43 protein-coding genes are annotated in these 21,800 nt (G+C 37.7%); 2 read left to right on the forward strand and 41 right to left on the reverse strand.

Going from position 1 to position 21,800, the window contains the following annotated elements:
- Window positions 1-11: 11 nt before the first annotated feature.
- The 41 genes from MKY77_RS19135 to MKY77_RS19335 form a co-directional block, all read right to left on the reverse strand.
- The gene (locus MKY77_RS19135; protein ID WP_342515421.1) at window positions 12-728 is read right to left on the reverse strand and encodes a head maturation protease, ClpP-related; all 717 of its coding nucleotides are present in this window, start codon (window positions 726-728) and stop codon (window positions 12-14) included.
- On the reverse strand, window positions 718-1,863 hold the full coding sequence (locus MKY77_RS19140) for a phage portal protein (RefSeq protein WP_342515422.1): 1,146 nt from the start codon (window positions 1,861-1,863) through the stop codon (window positions 718-720). The genes MKY77_RS19135 and MKY77_RS19140 overlap by 11 nt, the downstream gene beginning before the upstream one ends.
- Before the next feature lie 13 nt (window positions 1,864-1,876).
- Entirely contained in the window at window positions 1,877-3,520 is a 1,644-nt protein-coding gene (locus MKY77_RS19145) for a terminase TerL endonuclease subunit (RefSeq protein ID WP_342515731.1), read from the reverse strand.
- On the reverse strand, window positions 3,517-3,855 hold the full coding sequence (locus MKY77_RS19150; RefSeq protein WP_342515423.1) for a P27 family phage terminase small subunit: 339 nt from the start codon (window positions 3,853-3,855) through the stop codon (window positions 3,517-3,519). Before MKY77_RS19150 ends, MKY77_RS19145 begins: the two co-directional genes overlap by 4 nt.
- Window positions 3,856-3,985: 130 nt before the next feature.
- On the reverse strand, window positions 3,986-4,315 hold the full coding sequence (locus MKY77_RS19155) for an HNH endonuclease (RefSeq protein ID WP_342515424.1): 330 nt from the start codon (window positions 4,313-4,315) through the stop codon (window positions 3,986-3,988).
- A gap of 8 nt (window positions 4,316-4,323) precedes the next feature.
- The gene (locus MKY77_RS19160) at window positions 4,324-4,479 is read right to left on the reverse strand and encodes a hypothetical protein (RefSeq protein WP_342515425.1); all 156 of its coding nucleotides are present in this window, start codon (window positions 4,477-4,479) and stop codon (window positions 4,324-4,326) included.
- Window positions 4,479-4,739, reverse strand: coding sequence for a hypothetical protein (locus MKY77_RS19165; RefSeq protein WP_342515426.1), 261 nt, complete (start codon window positions 4,737-4,739; stop codon window positions 4,479-4,481). The genes MKY77_RS19160 and MKY77_RS19165 overlap by 1 nt, the downstream gene beginning before the upstream one ends.
- Window positions 4,739-5,032: a hypothetical protein gene (locus MKY77_RS19170; protein WP_342515427.1), complete on the reverse strand. Its 294-nt coding sequence runs from the start codon at window positions 5,030-5,032 to the stop codon at window positions 4,739-4,741. Before MKY77_RS19170 ends, MKY77_RS19165 begins: the two co-directional genes overlap by 1 nt.
- A 53-nt stretch (window positions 5,033-5,085) precedes the next feature.
- Window positions 5,086-5,262, reverse strand: coding sequence for a hypothetical protein (locus MKY77_RS19175; protein ID WP_342515428.1), 177 nt, complete (start codon window positions 5,260-5,262; stop codon window positions 5,086-5,088).
- Between the two features lie 56 nt (window positions 5,263-5,318).
- The gene (locus MKY77_RS19180) at window positions 5,319-5,531 is read right to left on the reverse strand and encodes a hypothetical protein (RefSeq protein WP_342515429.1); all 213 of its coding nucleotides are present in this window, start codon (window positions 5,529-5,531) and stop codon (window positions 5,319-5,321) included.
- 111 nt (window positions 5,532-5,642) lie between these two features.
- A complete protein-coding gene (locus MKY77_RS19185; RefSeq protein ID WP_342515430.1) occupies window positions 5,643-5,852 on the reverse strand; it encodes a hypothetical protein in 210 nt (69 codons plus the stop codon).
- Between the two features lie 324 nt (window positions 5,853-6,176).
- A complete protein-coding gene (locus MKY77_RS19190; protein WP_342515431.1) occupies window positions 6,177-6,557 on the reverse strand; it encodes an ArpU family phage packaging/lysis transcriptional regulator in 381 nt (126 codons plus the stop codon).
- Between the two features lie 55 nt (window positions 6,558-6,612).
- Window positions 6,613-7,095, reverse strand: coding sequence for an HNH endonuclease (locus MKY77_RS19195; RefSeq protein WP_342515432.1), 483 nt, complete (start codon window positions 7,093-7,095; stop codon window positions 6,613-6,615).
- A gap of 14 nt (window positions 7,096-7,109) precedes the next feature.
- On the reverse strand, window positions 7,110-7,268 hold the full coding sequence (locus tag MKY77_RS19200; protein WP_339147652.1) for a hypothetical protein: 159 nt from the start codon (window positions 7,266-7,268) through the stop codon (window positions 7,110-7,112).
- 30 nt (window positions 7,269-7,298) lie between these two features.
- Window positions 7,299-7,499: a hypothetical protein gene (locus MKY77_RS19205; protein WP_339147653.1), complete on the reverse strand. Its 201-nt coding sequence runs from the start codon at window positions 7,497-7,499 to the stop codon at window positions 7,299-7,301.
- A 319-nt stretch (window positions 7,500-7,818) separates the two neighbouring features.
- A complete protein-coding gene (locus MKY77_RS19210) occupies window positions 7,819-8,199 on the reverse strand; it encodes a hypothetical protein (RefSeq protein WP_339147654.1) in 381 nt (126 codons plus the stop codon).
- 17 nt (window positions 8,200-8,216) lie between these two features.
- Window positions 8,217-8,399, reverse strand: coding sequence for a hypothetical protein (locus MKY77_RS19215; RefSeq protein WP_339147655.1), 183 nt, complete (start codon window positions 8,397-8,399; stop codon window positions 8,217-8,219).
- A complete protein-coding gene (locus tag MKY77_RS19220; protein ID WP_339147656.1) occupies window positions 8,396-8,512 on the reverse strand; it encodes a DUF3983 domain-containing protein in 117 nt (38 codons plus the stop codon). Before MKY77_RS19220 ends, MKY77_RS19215 begins: the two co-directional genes overlap by 4 nt.
- The gene (locus tag MKY77_RS19225; RefSeq protein ID WP_339147657.1) at window positions 8,512-8,964 is read right to left on the reverse strand and encodes a hypothetical protein; all 453 of its coding nucleotides are present in this window, start codon (window positions 8,962-8,964) and stop codon (window positions 8,512-8,514) included. Before MKY77_RS19225 ends, MKY77_RS19220 begins: the two co-directional genes overlap by 1 nt.
- Before the next feature lie 2 nt (window positions 8,965-8,966).
- Window positions 8,967-9,533, reverse strand: a complete 567-nt coding sequence (locus tag MKY77_RS19230) for a hypothetical protein (RefSeq protein WP_339147658.1) — start codon at window positions 9,531-9,533, stop codon at window positions 8,967-8,969.
- Complete coding sequence (locus MKY77_RS19235) at window positions 9,530-9,652, reverse strand: hypothetical protein (protein WP_339147659.1); 123 nt, start codon at window positions 9,650-9,652, stop codon at window positions 9,530-9,532. The genes MKY77_RS19230 and MKY77_RS19235 overlap by 4 nt, the downstream gene beginning before the upstream one ends.
- Window positions 9,653-9,674: 22 nt before the next feature.
- Complete coding sequence (locus MKY77_RS19240) at window positions 9,675-9,902, reverse strand: hypothetical protein (RefSeq protein WP_339147660.1); 228 nt, start codon at window positions 9,900-9,902, stop codon at window positions 9,675-9,677.
- Window positions 9,886-10,116, reverse strand: a complete 231-nt coding sequence (locus MKY77_RS19245) for a hypothetical protein (protein WP_339147661.1) — start codon at window positions 10,114-10,116, stop codon at window positions 9,886-9,888. Before MKY77_RS19245 ends, MKY77_RS19240 begins: the two co-directional genes overlap by 17 nt.
- Window positions 10,091-11,392 carry a replicative DNA helicase gene (dnaB, locus tag MKY77_RS19250; RefSeq protein ID WP_339147662.1) on the reverse strand — a complete coding sequence of 434 codons (1,302 nt, stop codon included), beginning with the start codon at window positions 11,390-11,392 and terminating at the stop codon, window positions 10,091-10,093. The genes MKY77_RS19245 and dnaB overlap by 26 nt, the downstream gene beginning before the upstream one ends.
- Window positions 11,385-11,684, reverse strand: coding sequence for a replicative helicase loader/inhibitor (locus MKY77_RS19255; RefSeq protein WP_339147663.1), 300 nt, complete (start codon window positions 11,682-11,684; stop codon window positions 11,385-11,387). The genes dnaB and MKY77_RS19255 overlap by 8 nt, the downstream gene beginning before the upstream one ends.
- Window positions 11,677-12,420 carry a DnaD domain protein gene (locus MKY77_RS19260; protein ID WP_339147664.1) on the reverse strand — a complete coding sequence of 248 codons (744 nt, stop codon included), beginning with the start codon at window positions 12,418-12,420 and terminating at the stop codon, window positions 11,677-11,679. The genes MKY77_RS19255 and MKY77_RS19260 overlap by 8 nt, the downstream gene beginning before the upstream one ends.
- Window positions 12,421-12,614: 194 nt before the next feature.
- Window positions 12,615-13,529: a RecT family recombinase gene (locus MKY77_RS19265; protein WP_342515433.1), complete on the reverse strand. Its 915-nt coding sequence runs from the start codon at window positions 13,527-13,529 to the stop codon at window positions 12,615-12,617.
- A complete protein-coding gene (locus MKY77_RS19270; RefSeq protein WP_342515434.1) occupies window positions 13,530-14,063 on the reverse strand; it encodes an AP2 domain-containing protein in 534 nt (177 codons plus the stop codon). It lies immediately after the preceding gene.
- Complete coding sequence (locus tag MKY77_RS19275; RefSeq protein ID WP_342515435.1) at window positions 14,060-14,314, reverse strand: hypothetical protein; 255 nt, start codon at window positions 14,312-14,314, stop codon at window positions 14,060-14,062. Before MKY77_RS19275 ends, MKY77_RS19270 begins: the two co-directional genes overlap by 4 nt.
- A complete protein-coding gene (locus MKY77_RS19280) occupies window positions 14,314-14,769 on the reverse strand; it encodes a hypothetical protein (RefSeq protein ID WP_342515436.1) in 456 nt (151 codons plus the stop codon). The genes MKY77_RS19275 and MKY77_RS19280 overlap by 1 nt, the downstream gene beginning before the upstream one ends.
- The gene (locus MKY77_RS19285; RefSeq protein ID WP_342515437.1) at window positions 14,766-14,912 is read right to left on the reverse strand and encodes a hypothetical protein; all 147 of its coding nucleotides are present in this window, start codon (window positions 14,910-14,912) and stop codon (window positions 14,766-14,768) included. Before MKY77_RS19285 ends, MKY77_RS19280 begins: the two co-directional genes overlap by 4 nt.
- Window positions 14,905-16,431: an AAA family ATPase gene (locus MKY77_RS19290; protein ID WP_342515438.1), complete on the reverse strand. Its 1,527-nt coding sequence runs from the start codon at window positions 16,429-16,431 to the stop codon at window positions 14,905-14,907. Before MKY77_RS19290 ends, MKY77_RS19285 begins: the two co-directional genes overlap by 8 nt.
- Window positions 16,432-16,530: 99 nt before the next feature.
- Window positions 16,531-16,728 carry a hypothetical protein gene (locus tag MKY77_RS19295; protein ID WP_342515439.1) on the reverse strand — a complete coding sequence of 66 codons (198 nt, stop codon included), beginning with the start codon at window positions 16,726-16,728 and terminating at the stop codon, window positions 16,531-16,533.
- A 197-nt stretch (window positions 16,729-16,925) separates the two neighbouring features.
- Window positions 16,926-17,066 (reverse strand): hypothetical protein, encoded by a 141-nt coding sequence (locus MKY77_RS19300; protein WP_342515440.1) that lies wholly within the window; start codon window positions 17,064-17,066, stop codon window positions 16,926-16,928.
- The gene (locus tag MKY77_RS19305) at window positions 17,056-17,343 is read right to left on the reverse strand and encodes a hypothetical protein (RefSeq protein ID WP_342515441.1); all 288 of its coding nucleotides are present in this window, start codon (window positions 17,341-17,343) and stop codon (window positions 17,056-17,058) included. The genes MKY77_RS19300 and MKY77_RS19305 overlap by 11 nt, the downstream gene beginning before the upstream one ends.
- Window positions 17,340-17,954, reverse strand: a complete 615-nt coding sequence (locus MKY77_RS19310; RefSeq protein WP_342515442.1) for a hypothetical protein — start codon at window positions 17,952-17,954, stop codon at window positions 17,340-17,342. Before MKY77_RS19310 ends, MKY77_RS19305 begins: the two co-directional genes overlap by 4 nt.
- Entirely contained in the window at window positions 17,955-18,845 is an 891-nt protein-coding gene (locus MKY77_RS19315; protein WP_342515443.1) for a phage antirepressor KilAC domain-containing protein, read from the reverse strand.
- Window positions 18,846-19,007: 162 nt separating this feature from the next.
- Window positions 19,008-19,181 carry a hypothetical protein gene (locus tag MKY77_RS19320; RefSeq protein WP_342515444.1) on the reverse strand — a complete coding sequence of 58 codons (174 nt, stop codon included), beginning with the start codon at window positions 19,179-19,181 and terminating at the stop codon, window positions 19,008-19,010.
- Window positions 19,182-19,191: 10 nt separating this feature from the next.
- The gene (locus MKY77_RS19325) at window positions 19,192-19,470 is read right to left on the reverse strand and encodes a hypothetical protein (protein ID WP_342515445.1); all 279 of its coding nucleotides are present in this window, start codon (window positions 19,468-19,470) and stop codon (window positions 19,192-19,194) included.
- A 73-nt stretch (window positions 19,471-19,543) separates the two neighbouring features.
- On the reverse strand, window positions 19,544-19,816 hold the full coding sequence (locus MKY77_RS19330; RefSeq protein ID WP_342515446.1) for a hypothetical protein: 273 nt from the start codon (window positions 19,814-19,816) through the stop codon (window positions 19,544-19,546).
- 74 nt (window positions 19,817-19,890) lie between these two features.
- A complete protein-coding gene (locus MKY77_RS19335; protein ID WP_342515447.1) occupies window positions 19,891-20,082 on the reverse strand; it encodes a hypothetical protein in 192 nt (63 codons plus the stop codon).
- Between the two features lie 303 nt (window positions 20,083-20,385).
- On the opposite strand from MKY77_RS19335, the gene MKY77_RS19340 reads away from it, so the two are divergent.
- Window positions 20,386-20,706, forward strand: a complete 321-nt coding sequence (locus MKY77_RS19340) for a helix-turn-helix transcriptional regulator (protein WP_342515448.1) — start codon at window positions 20,386-20,388, stop codon at window positions 20,704-20,706.
- Entirely contained in the window at window positions 20,703-21,737 is a 1,035-nt protein-coding gene (locus MKY77_RS19345; protein WP_342515449.1) for an ImmA/IrrE family metallo-endopeptidase, read from the forward strand. Before MKY77_RS19340 ends, MKY77_RS19345 begins: the two co-directional genes overlap by 4 nt.
- The last annotated feature ends 63 nt before the right edge of the window (window positions 21,738-21,800 follow it).

The raw sequence follows: 21,800 nt of genomic DNA on the forward strand, positions 1-21,800 counted from the left end.
TTATATTCCTCCTAGAATTGTAAAAAGAGCTTGCCCAGGTTTTGTGCTTTTGGCACAGGATCCTGTTCAGGCTCTTTTTTGTTTTGGTTTTTTAATTGTTGGATTTCGTTTCTTAATTCTGCGATGGTCAATTCAAGCTCCTTATTTGAGCTTGGTGTGGGATCACTTGCATTCAAGGCATCAATCCGGTTATTAAACTCCATCGCTTTGTTTTCAAATACTTTCGACTCAACCTTTTCTGCTGTTTTGACTTGGATAATTTCATCAATTAATCCTTTTTCTAAAGCCTTTGTAGCAGATAGGAAAGTATCATTATCAAGCAGTTTTTTTACTTCCTCCTCCTCTAATCGATGGGTATAGGAAGCCAAAACAGATTCTCCGATGCTGTCCAAATCTTCAGCGACTTTTCTTAGCTTCTTAGCGTTTCCTGCAGCAAATGTCCAAGCGTTATGCACCATCATTTGAGTGTTGGAATAAGCTTTGATTGTGTCTGCTCCCATGCACATAATAGAGGCAGCACTTGCAGCAATTCCAGTAATAACAACTGTTACATGCCCTTTGTGAGAACGGAGAGTATTACAAATATCTATTCCTAAAAATACATCTCCACCATAGGAATTTATTTCTAACTCGATATCTTCGTCTTCTTTGACGGATCTCATCTTATAGTTAAAATCCCAAATGGTGGAGTTCCAACTAATGATGTCACCTTTGATTTTATGCTTCATCTTTCTCACCTCCTTTAACGGCATCCTTACCGTCCTGGTAGTTCTTTGTAATAACAAACTTGTCATGCAAAGGATCATTACTTCTTGGTAACCCGAGTCTATCCCTTAACTCATGGCCATTTGCTATTCCAGAAGACCTTAATTTATCTGCAGCCGTAGCTACATCAAATATATCTCTGTACGCAACACGGTTGGTTTCTATCCTTTCACCGGCCATGTACTTTGATTTATCTAGCGTTTTTTCTGTAAGTTCGTCTCTTATTTTTTTGAGAAATGGATCGATACAAAAAGATAGATAGTTCTTTGTAACCTTTTCAATATCAGCCATATCACCATGTATTAATGGTTTAGGAATGCCTAATGACATAGCAACCTGGTCAAGAAATCCATTAGAAACTTTCATCACTTCATCTACACCATGAGCTTGCATATTGCTTTGAGCCTCTGCATACTTGAACCCTTTTTGTTGTGGAACAATTGCCACAGCTTTATTAGCAAATGCTTTATAGAGTTTATTAATATAGTTCTGTAACTTCGCCTGGGTTTCTAGGCTTTTTTCATTTGTGGAATCCACAGCTACAGTCGAACGAATTTGATTTTTCCTCTTTTGAAATTCTATTATCCTCCCAAATAGTTCTCCATAATCGCTATATAGACTATCTAGTAATTTAGCAATCTTGTTATTGCTATATTCAAGATATATGACATCTGCCATTTGAAAGGTACGGTTAAACTTATAGCCCTGGACTATTACGTCATTGAATGTATCCCCAACTAGTGGATAGTGATTACGAATGAATGAATCAGCGATAAGAAGGTCTTTTGTATCAGACTGAATAATTAAACATTCATTTTCATGAATTAATTTGTGAATGACTGTTTGCCAGAATAAACTAGCAGACATATTTTTGTTTGGTCTCACATTTAATCGATAATACCATTCATCCGTGATTATTCGATCTTCTTTTCTAATATAAAACTCTGTCTGACTAATAGTCCTGCCAATCATATCTGTACATGTTTGAATGGCCAGTTTTTTTAAATGAATTTTATCGGAGGTTTTTTCAATCAAATCAACGTCAAACATCAATTCTAGTTCCTTATTTCTGCCTGTAATGAAATCTAATAAACCCAATTTTTCACCTCCTTTAAAAATCTATTGCATCTAAGAAAAACTCTACTTCTTCTTCCAGCAATTCATCTGCCTGCCACATTGCATATACAAATGCAGTAAATCCATCTGTTTTCCTTCTGACCTCATCTTTCTTTATAAAATCTTTATTGCCGTCATTTTTTATTTTCACGACAATATTATTAGTGTTCCATCTCATTAATGGGTTATCACCAAAGATAACTCTATGTTGAGCAAAGAGCATTTCTATTCTAGGAGCCAACTTCGCATACAACGCATGAGGGTTCCTTATATATAAAACCGTAAATCCGGCATCTTCTAATGCCTGTTTGACTATATCAAGGCGGAATGTATCTCCTATTATCGTATCAAGCCCGTATTTTTCTCTCATATCACAGAAGTAGTTGACCATATGCTTTATATCTATAACTGGCTCATCTAACAAAGTGATCAACCCTTGTTCTTCCCATTCGAAAATAGGTGGTTTTAATTTTGCTTCCTTAATAAAATCACGTCTAGCAAATTGGTGACTATCCCAGATGTAGTCCTGGTCGTCTCTGAATAAAACCCCGCAAGCTGTAAAGTCTTTTATGAATGAAAAATCGATTGCTCCAATACACTTTTTATTCTTAAGTTTTTCATATGGTATTGGTCTGTTTGTTGCTTCAATGTCTTTCCATGAAGCAATTTTCACCGTGTTATCTTCTTGAGGTAGGTTCATCCTTTTAGCCATAAACTCTGGTCGGCCAGAGGGATCGTCTTCCAAATCGAGATACTCATCCATAATGGTGTCAAATAACTCTTCTGCATATGGACTCATCGGCTTACTGAACATTGGATTTGCTTTTTCCCAAAGCTTCGGGTCGTCTACCTCGTCTTTATCATCCATCTTGCACACAAAAACAAATCTATTTTTACGCTTGCTGCCACCTCTTAAAACTTCTAAACACTGCTCTATGAATTTATCAAAAAATCCACCCCGGACATGGCCGTTGGTGGATATATAAATCCTTCTTCTATGCATGACCTTACCCAAGCCGGAGCTCAGCGTATTGATCAGTTTGGTATCCTCGTAAATATGCCATTCGTCAAAAATTAAGCAACCAGGACGCCCGCCGTCTTTCGTGTCAGCATTGGATGTTCTAAACATAAACTCTGAGAGGGTAGATTTACCTCTAATTATTGTTTTCGTCCAGGAGAAAAAGTTCTTCATGAAGTTTTTATTCTTTTCCTTCATGTTATAAACTTCTTTAACTGAGGTTTGAGCTTGATCCTCACTATTCGCTACAACGTCAACGTTATAACCTTCAATTCCGTGACCTGGGCTTATGAAGTAATCTGCCAGGCCGGAAATCAAACCATTTTTACCATTACCGCGGGCAATTACAATTACGATATCCTTATAAAATAGTTTGTTGCGCTTCTTAAACTTCAGGAACAGGAAAGCTATTATAAACTTTTGGAACAACTCTAATTTGAAGTACCATTTTTCAATGTAATTTATGCACTGTTCTATCTGTTTCTCGTCAAAATAAATATCATCACGATTAAGAACTTCTGTTTCAAGATGGCGTACAAGATCTATTCTTTCCTGATTAAAGATAATAAGACCCTTTCGCCACCTCTCAATATATGCATCTACATATTTTTGCCGGATCAGTATAAGTCACTGACATCTGCTTCGTCATTATCCTTATCATTTTCAACTGAGATATTTTCATTAAACATGGTGAATTTTATTGATTTTTCAAGAGAGATTAATGTTTTTGTGAGCTTATTCAACTCATTTAATGCTGGATTTGTTTTAATGAATTCCTGGCTGGCATTCACAGTTGTAGTCATTACTCCATCTTTATTAATTACTGTCTGTAATTTTCTAATTTGCTTAACAATGGCGATATACCGCTTTACTTTATCAACTTCAATAAGATCCCCGTGATCTATCCTGCTCAATAATTGCTTTTCTAAATCAGAGATTTTTACAGCTCCACTCACAAAAACACCCCCCTCACTTTTTATGCCCCCCTAATATAACGGTGTTTTTTCGCTATTTTTTTGGACAGCAGAACCCCCTCCCCGGTCCCCGGGGTAAACTAAATCGCCAAACCTTTTGACCGGGGGGTACCTACCATCTTTCGTCATTCCATTTCTTTTTCTTTGCCTGGTTGAATACTCGACCATGTGTTTTGTTATGGCAGTTCAAACAAAGTGTTTCCAAGTTGGCCAACATGAGAGCCAGCTGAGGATAGAACTCTATCTCATACTTGTGATGCACATTCAGTTCAATGGATTTCTTTTCTCCATCTACCTTTTCAGAGTCTACATGAACCTTTCCCTCTCGCTTGCACTGTTGGCACTCGTAATTGTCACGCTTCAATGCTTGTTGTCGTACAGCTTCCCACTCCGATGAACGATAGAACTTTTTCTTTTGTTCTTTTGTTTTGTATTCATTCATAGCCATTCCTACTTTAATAAGAGTAATGTCCCGACAAATGCCAGAATACTAGCAATACAAATGGCACAGGCTTTGGTTCTTCTATCCTCTTCTTTGTCACCGATCGTGCACAGAAAGCCCAGGATTGTAATAATCAACAAAATTATTTGAAATGCAGTAACCATTAGCATCTACTCCTTGCATTAATTCTTCTCGGCTTATTCATAATGACTTGAGCTTTCATTACTTGGTGCTTCATTGGTTGCCAAGTTACTGCAGGATGAACAGGTGTATAGAAATCATTTATTAATTCGGCTCGTTCCTCAAACCAAAGGATGGCTGCATTCAACTTTCTTTCTAGAACTTCCGTTATCTTCTGAAATAAGCTTCTAAAGAATTTTGCTGCTTCAACCAATGCATCGCGTAAATCTTGATTGTTAGTCATCAGATATATTCTCCTTTCACTTCTTGCACATTGATACATTCCGAAGTGATGGTAACAGATCCACACGGACATGCGCGAATAATAGATGTACCGTTTCCTCCTTCGATAGATACAAAGGTTTCACTTGTAAAGGTAAGGTGATTTTTCAAATCTGCTTCTGCTTCTTCTAACTCCTGTATTCGTTTCTTCTTCTTTTCGATTCCTTCCTCTGCCTCCTTTATCCAGATTTCATTGTTTGAAATTTTCCCTCTAACATCATCAAGGTGTCTTTCGATAAGCTCTTTTACTTTCATTTTGTTTCCTCCCTTTATCCAAAATAAAAAGCACCCTCGAAAGGATGCTTTGCTTACAAATTAAACGACCGACCATCTGTTGAATAATAACTTCCAACTTGTGCGTAACTTCCGTTGTTTTCCTTTAAAAATCCCTCTATCGCTTTTTCAGAAGGTTCTTTCACTCCTTCCATACTTGCTAACAGTTGATGATTGTCGTCATATACATTTGTTACGTGAACTTTGACCATTTATGGCCACCTCCTATAAAATTAAAAAGACACCTATATAAGGTGCCTTTCTCAAACTATTCTACGTTAAAATCCATCGTTTCCTTTGTGTATGAAGTCCTTTTTTCTACAATTAGTCTTGATACACCATGTATAGTAACTTTGTCCCCTGGCTTAAAGAATCTCTCTTTAAGTTCAGGGTATTCTTTTTCTATCTCTGCAGAGTTTGCAGCGTAAATAACTTCGCCATTCAACAAAAACCGAACGTCAAAATCTCCAATCTTTGGCATGTCCTCACCTCCACAGTCTTGAATTCGACAAAAGGAGATAATTTCCTGCAATAAAAAGACACCACTCAAACTAAGTGATGCCCTCTTGATATATTTCGTTAATATTGAACGTTATCTAGGAGACATTCTTCCCCCGTTGATAAACTTGAACTTAGTATCTTTCTTATGTTTTTCACATACTTCATTTTCTTCGGTAACAATTTGATGGATATTACAAATGTTTTCTATAGGATGGTAAAAACAGCTTTTGCAATTCAACTTAGAAGTAGATTGGTAAATACCTAAACTAGTTTTTAATGCAGCTCTGCTTTCTTCTCTCAACCATACACACTCCCTATAATTATCTTCTTTCAAGTTAATTATAACATGTTTTATTAATCACCTCATTACGCTAATAGCTTAATCAAATGTAAAAAAGAGTGCTTTTACCTCCATGCCTCGCCCTCAACCTACGGAAACAAATGCTCCTAAGGTGTTACCACCCTCAGCTGATCGAGTACACCCTTGATAAGGGAAAGATGCGTCTCCCATCAGGAATTAACCTGATAAGAAAATATTACCTGTGTTGGAAAAATAAAAAGTCCCCCTTTTTGTCCCCTATTTTATCGGTTTTTTCTCGGTTTTTTGTCGATAAAAAAACAGCACTCAGATAATTCCAAGTGCTGTTGCTATACGGTTGATAGCTCTATTTTTGACCTCGTAATATGTGTCTTTTTTGAATCCTAGTTCCATGTATATTTCTATATCTTTGGTGCGAACGGAAGTAAGATATTTTTTCTTGATTATTAGCAGTTCTTCTTCATCCAAACTTTCGTTTAATGCTCTTTCTATTTGCTTTACCTTCATTTCATTTATTTCATGTGAATTTCTCAAAGTTGGGAAGAGGTTTACACCTGCAGTAACTCGTTCATTTTTATTTTCTAATTGAACCTTTAATGCTCGGTAATCCTTCAATTCACGTATGACTAGCTTCCTAACCTCTTTTTCATTCACATTAGGTAGGAAAGATAGCTGTTCAGTAAGCACCAAGATTCCCCCTATGTTAGAATATAATTGGCTGGCAGGAGAAATCTTGCCTTTTTTATTTTTGTTCTTCGATATATTGAGCTAAACATTCCTCAGCTTCTTTATGAGTGCTAAAATGCCCTAGCCATTTTCTCTTTTTATTTTCGTAAACTCTCACCCTCCATTTTTTATCCCTTTTGTGCCAAGATATACTTCCAGTTTGTAATTGAGAAAATAAGTTATTTGAATGATTGAGTCTGTTTTCGGAATTAGTAACCACCCTCAAATTTCTTCTTCTGTTATCAAGACTGTTTCGATTAATATGATCCACCACTTTGTCTTTTGGGGCATCCATAATCAATCGATGCATATATTCACTTTTATGATTAATTACATAGAATGAGTTACTATTCCTTCGTTGTTTTGCACACCATGATCCGGGAAAACTATTTACCTTTTCCAAATCATTCGTATCTATTAATGTTTCAATGACTTGACCATTTCTTCGCTTCAAAAATATCGCAGTAAAATCACCACGGATCTCAAATCTATTTTTCATTAAATTCCACCTTTTTATTTGTTCCTTTTCACACGTTCACCGTAAGTATGAATGTTTGAAAATGCCTCTTTCTTTTTCAGCAGTCTTTCATTATCAGGTTTTGGCGGATACTTCTTCTTGTACGCTTCTAATTCCTCGGGAGTCATTTTCCACTCGGTTACTTTGCCGATCATGGATATCACCTCTTTCACTGTTTTCTCGTACTATGCGGTTACTGGTTTGCTATAACCTAAGAAAATATTCAAATCCTTTTGGGTTTTACCAGTTGCATAAGCAGTTTCAGCAGAAGCTTTAACTATCAATCCTATTGCATCCAGATTATCCTTTTTCATCGCTACTAAATGAATTTCTCCGTCTATTTCAAGCAAAATAGTTACTTGAGAATCCTCAATACTCTTCTTCACATCTCCACTACCTTCCTTCGTAGTTTCGGCCAGCTATTCCGTTTTCTCGTGCAGTGAGTCATTTATCCCCAAATGAACCACCCTATCAAAATCCCAATACCAACGCATATGAACGGTGCTACAAATAGTAGAAACTCGAATAGTTTGATAAACGCTCCAAATGAATCTCCTGACATTTCACATACTCCTTTCTTCTCTGTTTTGATCTTTAGCGTTTTACCGGATAAGATTCCAAAATACTGAAATCAGCAATATTACATAGATCCAAGTAGGTACTGTTATTTTAGATTCAAAGATTCTTTTCATTTTGCTTTTCCTCTCACTTTTTAATCATCTGCTCTAAATCAGATCGTTTCCTCATCCGGTAACCCCTGTTTTGATGTCTCTTTTTGATGTTTCTCAAATCCCCTAATACTTTCCCGATATTGCTTTCTGTTGGTTTGGTGAAGGTCATAAGGTCTTTAATAGGCTTAAGGAGTTCAAGGGCATCCTTTAGTTTCCTTCTTTCTATACGGGCATTCTGTAGTTCTTTGGCAAGCTTGTACCCATCACTAGCATTAAACCTGCCAAGCTCAATGACGTGGAGGATGTCTTGTATCTCTTCCTCCACTGACCGCAAGGATTCTTCAATGTGTTGTACTCTTCTAGGAGCATTTACATATACTTCTCTCACTGCCAATAATGACTGTTCGACATCCAAGTTACTCCCCCCATTTTCTAAAGAAAAATCCCATCCAACCCAAAAGGCTCTTTCTCTTCTACCGGCTTCTTTTCACTCTGGCCTCGTTTGATTTGGGAAGGGTGCTGTAGCTGGTATCTCCTCCCCTGCCACTCTATAACAGTTGGAACGCCCTTTTTCTCTTTAAGTACTTTAATATCACTTGCCTGGTCTGCTCTCATTTAAGTAAACCAGCTTTCACAAAAATATTTCTCCACGCCCTGGCCACACTCTGCTTATGACGGCGGGCAAGTGCTTTGCCCAACCGTCTTTTCTGTTTTTTGCTGTAACCCATTAGTGAACATTCTCCGGATCTGTTTCTTCATCTTCTTCCTGGTACTCATCTAGTGTCAGCTGGCCGTCCTCCACCTTCACAGAGCCGTCCTTTTCTACTTTGTACTCAATACCTTCGTGAGCATCATTAAACTCATCAATGCTCATCTGAGACTCTACAATGTTCAAGGTGACATCAGATCCTGCTTTCTTGTAAAAATTAAATGATTGTTCTGCAGAAGTATCGCCCTTCACAATAAATTCAAGGGTGGTTTTCTTCCCGTCCTTGCTCGTTTTACTAAACTCACAAGTTAGCTTTTCCTCTACTCCTTCTATCTGCAGCTCTACCACTTCACGGGTCATCTGGGAAAGTTCTTGTTTTTTCTCGTCCTCCCCCTTTACATAGAATTGAATGAGCTCCTTCTTGCTGTCCTTTGTTTGTTTATTGAAATTTGCTTTTACTGTTACTTGCATGCTTAACACGCTCCTTCTAGGATTTTATGGATCACTTCATATTGGTATTTTTGGAGAGTCCCGCTGTTTTCGGTACAATCAATTCCCGTGTTAATGATCCAAGAGATTCGGGCAATTTGTGCCATAATATAGGCATCTACCACGTTGTCACTGGAATGGGTAAAGCCAAAGTGCTCCTCCACTGCTTTCATGACGGCTTTCTTCTTTTGAGGGCCGGTAAGACGTTTCTTGCTGCCAACCTCTCCGATCCATCCGGTAACATTGACAAACTTCTTTACAGCGTTTGGTGCTGCCTCGTAGTAGCTCAATTTTCGCTTGTAGAGCTCGTTTCGAATGCCATGGTGTAATCCCCCTGCGAACATGGCTTTCTGCGTGTCAAAGGGGAATCCCTCGATGCAGATAATGTCTCCGGGTTTAAGGTGAGCAACCACATCATTTATCAAAGTGACCATTCTTTTGGGATCCACACTCCCCACACCTGATAGTTCTTTTGCTCGAAGTACTTCCCCATGTTCATCCAGTGCCACAAATCCTGTTTTGGAAGCTGGATCTATTCCTAAGAATCTCAATATCTCTCCTCCTCTTGCATTCTATTAAACTCTGTTTCCAGTTCCTCAACGGTGAGCTCTCTTAATAGCCGGCCGTCTTGGGCTTCATGCTTTCCTTTTAAAGAGAGTTCATGAAGCATAACTTGTCTCCTTAGCTCCATCTTATTCCCAACAGCTTGCTTCTTCTTCGCAAGCTCCCTCTCGTATCCACTGGTCATTTACTTTGCCATCATACAATCCATCATTTATGTCATTCTGTACCATTTCATCTATGTCTTGTTTGGTATATCCTGCAACCAAGCACATTCTTTCGTAATATCCAGCTTTGGGATAACGAAATTTCATAAAGAACATTTGAAACTTCCATTTTAATTCATGAAACCTGTTCATTGTTCTCCCCCTGTTCTTTGAATTTGGCAAGGTGCTCGTTCATTTTCCCTCGAAATTTTTCTTGGAAGTAGAAGTGCAGCTTTTCTTCCGGATCATCGAAGCTAAGGACCTTTTTTTCATAGATGAGGAAATCAAGAAGTAATAAAAGAGGTTCCTGGTTATAATCAACGGCATCCAGATACCAATCCCTAATTTGAGTTTGCGTGTCGGTCATGTAAATTCCGCATTCTTTGTGTTTTTTTGTTGTAGAAAATATCTACTTTTCCAGTTGGGCCATTACGTTGTTTGGCGATATCAATTTCTAAGATGCTCTTTTTATCAGAGTCTGCATTATAATATTCATCCCTATAAAGGAATCCAATGACGTCCGCATCCTGCTCAATGCTTCCACTTTCCCTTAAGTCTGACATGACCGGTCTTTTGTTCGATCGTTGTTCCACTCCACGTGATAACTGAGCAAGAGTGAGGACAGGACATTTAAATTCTTTGGCCATTCCTTTTAATGCAGCACTTATTTCCGATACCTGCAGATGGGCGTTTCCATTGTGGCTTTCTTCCGGTTTAATCAGGGTGAGATAGTCAATCATCACCAGAATCTTTTTATCCGGATTCTCCCTTTTCACGTCCCGGATATGAGCACGCATTTCATTCACAGTCTGGCCAGGTTTATCAAAAATCTGCATGTTTATTCTCTCTAGCACTCCAATGGCTGCCACCCAATTTTCATGATCTTTATTATCAAAGTAGTGGTAAGGGTTCCTGGCCTTAATCCCTTCAATTCCTCCAAGGAGGCAGAGCATGCGCTTTATAAGACTCTCTGCGCTCATTTCGAGGGAGAAAATAACAGGGATTGCACCCTTATATCCTGCATTGGCTGCAATGTTCAGAATAAGGGCTGTTTTCCCCATGGAGGGTCTTGCCCCGATGATGATACTATCTTCATCTTGAAAGCCGTCTGTCATGTCATCGAGATCCTGGAAGCCACTCGGGATTCCGGAATATCCTTTTTCTTTCTTGATCAATGGCAGCTCATACATTTGGACCAGGTGTTCTTTGAGGTCAAATTTTTCTTTGGTGCCCGTTTTATCGATGTCGTTCAACTGCTTGATCATCTTTTGAATATCGCTCGAGTCAAATTCCTGTTTATCCACAATCGGTTTCAAGATATTGTGGATATTTTGTTTCTTCCAGGCATCGATGACAGCTGCTTCATAATTCCTGAACGCATGGATAGAAGGGACACTTTCTTTTAAGAGGGAAAGATGGCCCGTTCCACCTAATCGAGAAAGGTTGTTTCGTCCAATTAATTCAATAATCGTGATGGCATTTATCGGCTCATCCTTTTCTGCAATCTTCCTCATCGCTGTGAATAACTCTTTGTTTTGGTAGTGCTGGAAGTGTTCAGGCTTCGTTACTAATTCATTCATTATGCTGTTATCAATCAGGATACAGCCAAGTAAGGCGCATTCTGCTTCATAGTTATTAATCACGCGATCCACTCCGTAACTTTCTCATGTATTCTAGGTGCTCATGATTCACTTTTGATTCGGATGGTTCTTCGTAAAGGTCTGCGATGGTTGGTGGGAACTTGCTAGTGAAAATGTGTTTTTTCACTTTTGTGCGAACCTGGTTGAAATCTTGGTCTACCAAAAACTCATGCCATGCTTCAACTATGTTTTTGATTTTATTCTTTTGCTCAGAAGGTATAACATTTTTGGTAAAGGGATGATTATACGTATTTTCAATAAGGTGTATAATGTCCAGGACTTCCTTTTTATTCATCTTCAAGCTCCTTAGCTAAGGATTCATAATCATAACTATCAGCTTTCCTTTGCTTCTTCTTAGTGGTATTCAAATGTTCAAGATCTTCTACGGTTTTCACTCCACTCTTTCTCCATTCATCCAGTTTGTTATAAACGAATAACCACGTTCTACCGTTACCCCTAGCAGATATTTTGATGGCTTCTTCAATCACTACTTCTGGTTGTTCAAAACCAAAATTATCAATAACATCTGATAAATCATCTCTTAGAAAATGATTCACTTTATTTGGAGGTACAATTTCACTTTTTTGAAGGAGTTCCAGTATTTTTTCCAAGGGTGCTTCCTCCTCCTCTTTATTATTTAAATTATTATAATTATTGTATGTGTTACTCTGTTGTTCTTCTGTTGTTCCTTTGTTGTCACCGAGTTCATTCGAATTTTGGTATTCTCCCCAATTCACAACGGTTACAAGGGTGAATTTGTTGTTACTATTTAGTTCCAAACTCCGCACCTGTTCAAGTAGTTTCATATACTTCCAGACTGTTGATTCTTTCATGTTTAATTCAAGAGCAGCTTTCTTTCTACCAAAAACGAACTGACCTGGTAAAACACCTACTTTTTGAAGCCCTATTATTTGCTCGTAATCTGAGTGAGATGCCTTTAATAAACAGTAGATAAAGACCTTCAAGAGTTTTTCATTGTTGAATATATTGCTATTAAGTAATTTTCTATGGAGGCTGATCCATCCGTTCATAGGCACCTCACCCCTTTCATTTCTTGATGCAAATTACAATGTCTGACAAGTTTTCGTCTCTTGGCATAATCTTCATTGGGTAGAGCCGGGGATGATAGAGGGTTATGTACCCCTTTATATATCTGATATAAAGATTCTTATTCCCGGCTGCTAACCATTTGTAGGTGTATGGTATTAGCACCTGCTTGTCCATCTTATTCCAGTGTCATTCCCTCAAAATCGTCAAAGCTCATTGCTTCTGCATCCTGCTTTTCTTCTTGTTTAGGAAAATGGAAATCTATTAATTTATTCAGGGCCACTGTTTCCTGCAGTGTTAGTTCCTTGCCTTTTTTTTCAAACTTCTCCTGGACGAATTTGTTCAAGTCGGTCTTGGAAACACCACGTTCTTTGGTCTTTTTCTGAATTTCCGTCCAAACTTTTGCAAGTTCTTCCTCTGGATCAATTACTTGGTCACCAGTGTCAACACCCTTAGTTTCAGGTGTAATATCTACCCTCTGACGCGGTTCGTATGGGTCACGGGAGTCTTGAGGGTTTGGAGCTTCTTCATCCCCGAATTCAATGCCATACTGTTTCTTCAAGGCACGCTGCTGAACAAACTTTCCGTACATATCCGAAGTCCATTTCAGCCAGTTATCTTTATTTTGACCCTTAAACATATGGTCCACTTCTGAAATGTCGCTAATTACTGTCACTGGTTTAAAACCGTCTCGGTAAGCAATGCAATATGCTCCAACTATTTTTCCTCGAGGAAATCCGATTTCATGTTTCACGACTTCTAGTTCTTTGGTTTCTGTATTCTTGCTAATTTGGAATTCGTCGTTTTCGTGTACCATCTGAGTATCTGGCGGCTGAAAACCTTCTCGCTCTCTCGCTTTAGAAAGATAAGCTTCAGCTGCGAATTGAATGCGGGCTGTGCTGCCATACTTGATAAAGAAAATTTCATTTTTGAATGGATCCAATCCGTATGAAGCAGCTTTATGTGCGAATAAGACAAATTCAGGATCCGTGGCATTTGGAGCAAATGAATTACGCATCACGCTGATTACTTCTGGTTTGAAAGCCTCCATGATTTCTGGTGTGTAGATAGCCATTTGATTTTTGTTAGACATTTAACATACCTCCGTATTAACATAAATTTTTTCTTGTTTTCGATATTTCATGTATGTTGCATGAGCTTGCTCTGCTGTATCGTGTCTTCCCAGCCATACGTGTTTTTTGTCCACCTTTATTTGAGCCACATACTTTCCTGTTCTTTTACAGAAGCTAACTCCTTTATAACCAGTTGTGTTTCTTGGATGGATGGAATTTCTGTTCTGCAAATTTCGAGATTGTGTCACGACCTTAAGGTTTGAGTCTAAATTGTTAAGCGTATCTTTATCCCAATGATCAACCACTAGTCCATTCGGGCAATTTGTAATTAGCCTATGAAGCGAACGAATGGAATCTTTACCACGATTATTTCGGGTATGATATACGGCATAGAATGATTTTGTTTTCTTGTCCCAACTTGCAAAAAATCTGAAATTTAACGAGAGCAACCTAGACAAGTGTTTAACACTTACTTGGGTTTCTAAAGGAGGACCTTCCCTTCTTTCCAAGAAGATTACAATGATTTCTCCTCTTATCTCATAATCATTTCTCACTCGATTGTTACCTCCTCGATTAGTTCAGTTTTAACTTCGTGGACAGTATGTTTTAAAACTGTTCCATTTAGTTGATTAGCATAAAAGTTTGCATCTTCTTCTTGATAGAACCTGTGACCACTTTCATCTGGATTTGAAGATAAAAAGAATGAACCTCTTCCCTTATCTCCACCTGTCACAACTAACTGGCCCACAACAACAGTGAAATAAGTTTTTATTTCGTTCTTTAGAATTTTAGGTCCTAGAATCATTACAACTTTCCTCCCCCGTAGTTATCCGAAATCATCATGGCGAAGTTGGCCATGTTCGCACATCTTAGTGTGATTTCATACTTGTCATGGTCTTCTTTTTTAAGCTCCTTTTCCAACTGCACAGCGTTCTTTCCAAGCTCTCGAAGAAGATACTCATGATGTTCTCTACGCCAGTGTCCTTTGTGTTCGTTTGAAGCAAGCTGTAATTCCATAGCCTGAGCAAACTCCCTTACTTCTTTTCTTGGGCCAGGTTGCGGATCCATTTGCTGAACAAAGTTAGCAACCTCGTCACCTAGTTCAAAAACATGCACACAATCCCTGTCAGCTCCCATTCGAAGGGCAATCATTTCACTTGTTGGATGGTCCCTGTACGTTTCTAATAACAGGTTGTTCTGAAATGCATTTTTAGCCTTTTCTACAAAAAGCAAGTGCTGATTAGTTATCTGATGGGTCATTTAGTTGCTTCCTCCTTCAATTGCTCGGACACACATTTAATATGGCAAAACAAATCTTTCCCACGTTGCCAAACTGAGTCCCCTTGATAGATTGGCTTTTCACAGTTTGCATTGGCACATACATTTATAGGATCCTTATTCATTCTCCCCGGCTCCTTTCAAGGAAACTGGCTTTATGCTAAACTCTTCATCTACCACTCTCGCAACGATTAACTGTCCTGGTGGAGATGTAAAATGAAGAATGGATTCTGCGTTATCCACAAAACAAGGTGTAATTACTTGGGATTGTGTGGATAACACTTCAATTAATTCCAAGCCTGCCTTTATCTTTTCTGCAGTTGAGAGCTTGCTGTATGGCTTTCCATCCATTTCAATTTCAAAAGTGGCTTTCTCTTCACCGTTCTTTAATTGTTCATAAAGCTTCACAGAAATCCTGGTAAAGAGTGCATCTACTTTGTTCACCATTAGTTCCGAACGAACAGACCGGAAGGATTTAATGGCGTCCAGAATGCTGATAGATATGTTACGATCCTTTCGGAGTTTCTCTTTATTGGATTCAGCAGCCAATACATCCTGTTTGAGTTGCTCCACTCTGCCAACAGCATTCAGCTTCACTTGTAAACTTACAATCTTCTCGTCTACTTCGTTAAGTTCAGAACGATTTATATCTTTCGGTACTGGCATTGCTGCAAGTGATTCTTTTAATGCATTTAATTTTTCTAGCATTTCTTTTCCGGTTGAAACTTCTTTATCGAAACGAGCCTGTCTATTTTCTTTCACTTTGTTGATGGATTTTTCATCTAAAGACTGGCCGCATGTTTGGCATGCTTCTTGAATCACTTCATCTTTGATTCCTTGTACAACAGACTTCTGTCTATCGATACGTTCTACCAAGGATTCAATTTGGGATTCAATCCGACCACGGGCACTTTTTCTTTGATAGAAGTTGTCTATTTCTTGTTCAAGTTTCTCCCGTGTAGCAATCAAGGGCTTCAATTCATTCTCTGTATCTTCTAAATCAACATCCAAGGAGGAATCTTGCTCTAACTGTTCTTTTAATGTTAAAAAGCGTTCTGCAGCTCGTTCATAGGAATTATCTAACTGCCGTTTTTTATCTTTATGCATCTTCTCGAGGTCATCCAATGGATACTTTTTTAGATTATCTTCAAGTGTTTCTCTTTCAACCTTCCCCATCTTGGCTAAGACTTCTTTATTCAATGGTTCGCTGATGTATTGGAGCAACTGTTCACGTTGTTCTGTCCACTTTTGAGAAGGGAAGAAACCTGGTGTAAATAAAGAGAAGAAGAGTTTCTCATCCATTAATGAGTCCACAAACTCTTTAAAAACTGTCGCTTTCTCAGGCACCTCATTGATGTAATACTTGGCCGTTTTCTTCTGACTACGACCTAGCAGATATTGCTTACTATCTACCTGCAGGAGCAACTCTACTTTCGTTTCTAAATCCGTTCCGATTGGCTGTGGTTCTAATTTAGATCCCATTACATCCTTCCCATACAGGCACCAGGTAACGGCGTCACCAATCGACGATTTCCCTGCACCATTCTTTCCACGAATGTTGGTGATGTCGCTGAAATTCACTTCTAATAAGGCATGGTTTTTAAAATTAGTTAATTCTAATTTGATAAATGCTACTTGTTTCATACTTACCTCCCATTGATTTTTAGGCATAAACTCGATATCATGGGGTTAACCTACTAGGTTCAACCCCCTTTAGTGGATCCGTGTTCCAGCACGGATCTTTTATTTTCCTGCCGTCTTTCTTACTGCTCCAAGAATGTCCACTAGGTAATCCATAGCATTACACTCCAGGATCAATTCACCGTCATGCTCAAGAATGTAATCTCCTTCAAACACTTCATCACCACATGCATCAGTACCATAGATCCTGTTTTCTGGTAGACCTACTTTCTCTAGCTTTGTTATTTTAGGATGTTCCATCCTTGACCTCCTTCCTTATGTATTTTGGTGCTCTCTGTTGCACCGGGCCAAGTACAAGGGGGCTTTGAAAAGGGGGAACAAAGACCTCGTACTCAGCCCGGCAAAACAGATTGCCGGAACACAATGTATGTGTTAAAATAAAATTCCATATCCTAGAGTAGCATATTAAGTGTTGGTTACACTTAGCTGCTCTTTTTTTATTCCTCTGGATTGTAGTGATTTACCATATATTCCACGGTGACAATCTCCCGTAGATTCGTAGAATGCTTGACTGACTCCAATTTGATATGTGCATCTCCATCGGCTACATAATTCAAAAGCTCTTTACTAATTTGCATATTCACTTCTCCCTTTCCAAACTTGAATTTCAACTTTATATCCTTGTTCTTGCATATCCTTAACCAATTTCTCCATTCGGTCTTTCAACTTCTTTTTCTCCATCAGTTGATCCAGCTCTTTCTTACATCGCTGAAACTCAATCATCCAACGTTCACTTTCATCCAGATTGTCACGATACATTTCCATTCGCGCTCTGTTCAAGCAGCTAAAACAACATTCATATAAATTGATAGCCTGTCTTAAATCGTTCGGGTGCACCTTTGTATGTAAGTTCATGATGACTTACCTCCATGCACGATACTTAGATATTTTGGCTTAGGCTTCTTTACTAGTAGAGTATCTCCTGTAATGTTGTTTGTAAGGAATTGTTTCCCATTGGCTTCTGATAAAATATAAGTAGGAAGACCATGATCCTCAAAGAATTCCTCTGCTAATCCTCTTTTTCCATTTAATTTTCTTAGTTCACTGATTGCTGTAAGTTCATTAACTACGAAATTACAAATCTCCCAGTTATGGTACTCCCATAAAAACTCAAAAATATTGTCACCTATTTCAGCATTTTCTCCGATTTCACTGATGTATTTTTTTGTAGTGTAATAGTCTTTAATCCCGTATTTTTCCCCATCATATTCTTTAGTAATTGGAAATATATTTTGGAACTCAGCTGGTGTTAGCGTGCTAATTAAGAATTTTATGCTAGCAATAAACTGATGATCTTGTGTTAACGTTTTTGATCCCTCGTTGTCGCTTTTTGCATTTACAATTCTCACGCCAGATAAAATCATTTTCTTTAAAGTATCTAACTTAATAGTTTCACCATTTTGTTCTTGCTTAATAGCTAATCTGGACGCATTACCTAACATTCTTATATAAAATGAGATTTTCATTCAATTGACCTCCAGCATCTTATTTTCTAGTAAAAATTTGTTAATGAAATATAACTGGCCTTTCCCTGTAACCTTTGGGGTTTTGCTGATACTAATATGTCCGTCGTTATGTGTAATGGACGTTTCTTTAATTTCAAAAAGCTCTAGTTCCATACTCCGCTGGGTAGGCATGTTGAAGTCAGTTCCTTTACGCTTAATTAAATAGCCTTTCTCTCTTAGCCAATGAAACAGTCTTTTCTGGCCTGTTTCAATTCCATTCTGTTTCAAAAGCTTTGCCAGCTCACCAACTAAAATAGAAGTTTTGGAAGCTCCTACAGCATCCGCAAATATAACTTTTGGGCGCTGTTCTTTAAGGTTTTTTAATTGCGTAGCGATTGTATTATTTTTTTCTGCAATAAGTAGTTCAGCAGCCTTTCTCTTCTCACGCTCTTCTTTCAAGTTCGTTGCAAGTTTGATTAGTGTGTCTGGGTTGAGCAATGCTTCTTCTACTTTTTCAGGTGTTAGATAACCACCATGTTTTCGAATTACAGGGATAACTTCGGTTGCCAACCATTTTTGGAACTTGACGGCATCTTTGGATTCACCTTTAAAGGAAAGTAGATAGGCTATGCTTTCAGGTATCAAACTATCTTTCGCCCACACTTGGGCGAAACCAACTTCTTTCAAATACTTCTCAACACGTTCCCATCTAATTGACTTGTATTCTTTTCCGTTTTTGTACTCCACTCTTTCAAAACCTAAATTTTTTACGAGTTGTTCTAACTCAAATAAAACTTCACCGTTTTCAAGTGTGACTGCGACCTCAAACATCCCGTTGTTAAATATTTTCAATCCGTTCATAATCGGCTCTCCTTCGACATCAATTTTCCATCTAGTGACAATTAATTTCATTTTTCTTTCATTACGACTCCATTCAGCACAAAATTTCGCCAGTAGGGCCAAAAAAAGTAGGGTGGTTAGCCCTGTTTATCTTGCTTATAAATGAGATAGGTAAATATTAGAGTTCCTGTGCATGAAATCAGTGAAAGTGTAATAATCAATAAGTGGTTTATTTCAATCCCCTCCGAAGTCATAAGAAGGGTTCTCGCGATCTATGGAAAGAATGACAGTTTCTAGCTCTTTTTTTACGCTTTCTAGGTCTGAATCACAAGCGTTAATTCCGGAGTAGATATCAACCAGTTGATTCTGCAGCTGGCGGATTATATAGACCAAATGATTTTCTAGCATTGAATTCCTCCTATTTGTTTGGTTGTTCTGATAGCCAGGTTAGTAAGAAATCTGTGGTAGCTACTACTGGAAAGTACCACTTCCCCCCCACTCTCCTTTTTGGAAATCTTTCATCGTAAAAGAACTTTTCCTTAATACTGTTTTCGCTCATGCAAGTTTGTCGGCAAAGCTCTTTCATATCCCAGAATGTAAATCTACTCTCAAGTTGTTTTAAATGGCATTCTAACTTATCATTAAGCATTTCTTTTACTAGCTTTTCGTTAATCTGAATGTTAATAAATTTATCCATGTTGCCACCTCAGTTTTTATTTTTCTTATTGTTCCAACTGAGGAGTTAAATAAGCGTCTGTCCACGCTTTTTTCTACCATTCATCCATAATCTGCTTCATTGCATTTTTTGATTCTTCATAGAACCAGAAGCGTTTCCCCTTTTCTTTCCTTCGCTCCAGGAACTTCATTCGTGGATCGTGGAGAAACTCATTTTCCAAGAACGACTTACTCATGCAAGTTCTCTTTGCCATCTGGTCGATATCCCACATAAATAACGATTCGTGAATAGCTTGTTCAAGCTTGTTGTTGATGTAATCTTTTACTTCTTTTTCATCCACATCAATTCTTAACTCTGCTATTGGCAAAAGCTTTCACCTCCATTCAGTCATTAGCTCAACTGACCATTGTGAAGATTAACTTCGACTCTTTCACAAGTGAGTTATCTTATTCCAAACATCTGTATAATTTTTAATATCAGTTCATTCGCTCGAGGACCTGCTTTCTTTCCTGTTAAAACCTCTTGAACATAAACTGGTGTTTTGTTAACCATTAATCCGAGTTGTTCATAAGTAATGTTTTTACACTCTTTATATTCAAGAATTTTTCCTCGAGCCTCTTCTGTTTCGGGCACATTGTTCACCTCACACAATTATTTGTAAGCAAATTTATTAGCAAATCGCGTAAAAGATATTGACGTACACTAACGTATTTGTTAGTATAAACCCATAGATAAATAAGACTTAAAAAGCCTGTAAATAATACATTCATCCGTTCCCCAACGTTTAAAATTGTATTTTAATAGGTCGTCTTTTTTGTACTCTTTTTGCTAATAAACTTGCTTATGAACACAGTATACTAACTGATTTGTTAGAAGTCAACCTTTTAAACTAATATTTTTGTTAGTTTAGTTGTTCAAGCATTAAGGATGGTTAATATGACTATGTTAGACCGTATTAAATTGCTTTGTAAAAACCGTAATATCAGTGTGACAATATTAGAAGAAGACTTGGGTTTTCCTAACAATACAATTTATCAATGGAAAAAAAGAACTCCAAGCTTAGAAAAGTTACAAAAAGTAGCTGACTACTTTGGAGTCTCTACTGATTATCTTTTAGGAAGAAAAACTGAGGAAATAGATCCCGAAGTGAGGTCATTAGCAAGGGAGATACAAAATTTTGGTCCTGAAAATAGAGCGCTGCTTGATGACATTATCAAATCAATGAAACAACGTGGAAAGAAGGCATTGGATGAATGATATTTCCTCGTACAGCTAGATACAACAAGGTAATGGTCCATGTGAATAACCTATTCATCCAAGAAGATATAAAAACCTTTCCTATCGATCCCTTTCAAATAATAGAAAACAACAAATGGGGCTTGGTTACATATTCAGAGTTAGCGTGGGAAAAAGGTGTTTTGGTTGAGGATATAATTGAAGCCTTTCAAAGTGAAGACGGATATACAATTTATGATGGAACTAATTACACCATAGCATACAATAATACAATCAAAAATCGTGGAAGAATTAGATTTACCCTTATGCATGAAATAGGACACATCTACATGAATCACCTTGTGGACTTTGAAGAAACCATTTTAATGCGGAATACTCTCACTGAAAAAAAATATAAGGTGTTAGAGAATGAAGCTAATTCATTCGCAAGAAATATATTGGCTCCTGTTATGGTAGTAAAAGATTTGAAAATTAATTCTATCGACGATGTTATAACTTACTTTGAGATATCTCGTAAAGCAGCAAGTGTTAGATTACAAACCCTTTTAAATGACTATAGAAATTCACTATCTAAATTTATACAATTTCAACGTCATCATTTTTCATCATATATACACTCATGCTTGTACTCGAAACAATGCATAGTATGTTCGTACTATTGTGTTAATGAAGAAGCAATTTTTTGTCCTATATGCTCATCTAATAGGTTATCTAACAAGAAAGGTTTGATTGAAATGAAATATAACGGTTATGATGTTGACGAACTAGGGAGAGCTTTGGAGTGTCCTAGGTGCGGAAATGAAGAGTTACATTATGATGGTTCGCATTGCAAAGTATGTGGAACTTTTCTTGTAAATAAATGCGCCACTACAGAAAAATCTACTGATAGTGGTTATTTCTATACAGAAGAAAGTTGTCATGCCACACTTGATGGTAATGCTAGGTATTGCGTAAAGTGTGGGAATGAGTCAACTTTCTTTCAACAAAAATTATTAGAAAGTTGGGAGATAGAAAAAGAAGAAGCAAAAGAGAGAGAATTACTACCTTTTTAGACTATATTCAGGGTAACCTGCATACCGATGAGTTGAAATATTTAAGGAGGTGGTTAATTAATT

Source organism: Sutcliffiella sp. FSL R7-0096 (assembly GCF_038595065.1).
Taxonomy (GTDB): domain Bacteria; phylum Bacillota; class Bacilli; order Bacillales; family Bacillaceae_I; genus Sutcliffiella_A.

Bases quoted from the DNA above. Each gene is read 5' to 3' on its own strand.
- MKY77_RS19235 (WP_339147659.1), bottom strand. From the start codon at position 9,652: ATGCTTCATGAACTCTCTTTAAAAGGAAAGCATGAAGCCCAAGACGGC.
- MKY77_RS19200 (WP_339147652.1), bottom strand. From the start codon at position 7,268: ATGATCGGCAAAGTAACCGAGTGGAAAATGACTCCCGAGGAATTAGAA.
- MKY77_RS19325 (WP_342515445.1), bottom strand. From the start codon at position 19,470: ATGGATAAATTTATTAACATTCAGATTAACGAAAAGCTAGTAAAAGAA.
- MKY77_RS19295 (WP_342515439.1), bottom strand. From the start codon at position 16,728: ATGGAACATCCTAAAATAACAAAGCTAGAGAAAGTAGGTCTACCAGAA.
- MKY77_RS19300 (WP_342515440.1), bottom strand. From the start codon at position 17,066: ATGCAAATTAGTAAAGAGCTTTTGAATTATGTAGCCGATGGAGATGCA.
- MKY77_RS19180 (WP_342515429.1), bottom strand. From the start codon at position 5,531: ATGCCAAAGATTGGAGATTTTGACGTTCGGTTTTTGTTGAATGGCGAA.
- MKY77_RS19245 (WP_339147661.1), bottom strand. From the start codon at position 10,116: ATGACCGACACGCAAACTCAAATTAGGGATTGGTATCTGGATGCCGTT.
- MKY77_RS19170 (WP_342515427.1), bottom strand. From the start codon at position 5,032: ATGAAAGTAAAAGAGCTTATCGAAAGACACCTTGATGATGTTAGAGGG.
- MKY77_RS19265 (WP_342515433.1), bottom strand. From the start codon at position 13,529: ATGTCTAACAAAAATCAAATGGCTATCTACACACCAGAAATCATGGAG.
- MKY77_RS19225 (WP_339147657.1), bottom strand. From the start codon at position 8,964: ATGCAAGTAACAGTAAAAGCAAATTTCAATAAACAAACAAAGGACAGC.
- MKY77_RS19340 (WP_342515448.1), top strand. From the start codon at position 20,386: ATGACTATGTTAGACCGTATTAAATTGCTTTGTAAAAACCGTAATATC.
- MKY77_RS19345 (WP_342515449.1), top strand. From the start codon at position 20,703: ATGATATTTCCTCGTACAGCTAGATACAACAAGGTAATGGTCCATGTG.
- MKY77_RS19290 (WP_342515438.1), bottom strand. From the start codon at position 16,431: ATGAAACAAGTAGCATTTATCAAATTAGAATTAACTAATTTTAAAAAC.
- MKY77_RS19315 (WP_342515443.1), bottom strand. From the start codon at position 18,845: ATGAAATTAATTGTCACTAGATGGAAAATTGATGTCGAAGGAGAGCCG.
- MKY77_RS19220 (WP_339147656.1), bottom strand. From the start codon at position 8,512: ATGGGTTACAGCAAAAAACAGAAAAGACGGTTGGGCAAAGCACTTGCC.
- MKY77_RS19275 (WP_342515435.1), bottom strand. From the start codon at position 14,314: ATGATTCTAGGACCTAAAATTCTAAAGAACGAAATAAAAACTTATTTC.
- MKY77_RS19165 (WP_342515426.1), bottom strand. From the start codon at position 4,739: ATGACTAACAATCAAGATTTACGCGATGCATTGGTTGAAGCAGCAAAA.
- MKY77_RS19240 (WP_339147660.1), bottom strand. From the start codon at position 9,902: ATGAACAGGTTTCATGAATTAAAATGGAAGTTTCAAATGTTCTTTATG.
- MKY77_RS19175 (WP_342515428.1), bottom strand. From the start codon at position 5,262: ATGGTCAAAGTTCACGTAACAAATGTATATGACGACAATCATCAACTG.
- MKY77_RS19285 (WP_342515437.1), bottom strand. From the start codon at position 14,912: ATGAATAAGGATCCTATAAATGTATGTGCCAATGCAAACTGTGAAAAG.
- MKY77_RS19135 (WP_342515421.1), bottom strand. From the start codon at position 728: ATGAAGCATAAAATCAAAGGTGACATCATTAGTTGGAACTCCACCATT.
- MKY77_RS19195 (WP_342515432.1), bottom strand. From the start codon at position 7,095: ATGAAAAATAGATTTGAGATCCGTGGTGATTTTACTGCGATATTTTTG.
- MKY77_RS19305 (WP_342515441.1), bottom strand. From the start codon at position 17,343: ATGAACTTACATACAAAGGTGCACCCGAACGATTTAAGACAGGCTATC.
- MKY77_RS19155 (WP_342515424.1), bottom strand. From the start codon at position 4,315: ATGAATGAATACAAAACAAAAGAACAAAAGAAAAAGTTCTATCGTTCA.
- MKY77_RS19160 (WP_342515425.1), bottom strand. From the start codon at position 4,479: ATGGTTACTGCATTTCAAATAATTTTGTTGATTATTACAATCCTGGGC.
- MKY77_RS19215 (WP_339147655.1), bottom strand. From the start codon at position 8,399: ATGAGAGCAGACCAGGCAAGTGATATTAAAGTACTTAAAGAGAAAAAG.
- MKY77_RS19320 (WP_342515444.1), bottom strand. From the start codon at position 19,181: ATGCTAGAAAATCATTTGGTCTATATAATCCGCCAGCTGCAGAATCAA.
- MKY77_RS19280 (WP_342515436.1), bottom strand. From the start codon at position 14,769: ATGACCCATCAGATAACTAATCAGCACTTGCTTTTTGTAGAAAAGGCT.
- MKY77_RS19255 (WP_339147663.1), bottom strand. From the start codon at position 11,684: ATGAATAAAAAGGAAGTCCTGGACATTATACACCTTATTGAAAATACG.
- MKY77_RS19310 (WP_342515442.1), bottom strand. From the start codon at position 17,954: ATGAAAATCTCATTTTATATAAGAATGTTAGGTAATGCGTCCAGATTA.
- MKY77_RS19260 (WP_339147664.1), bottom strand. From the start codon at position 12,420: ATGAACGGATGGATCAGCCTCCATAGAAAATTACTTAATAGCAATATA.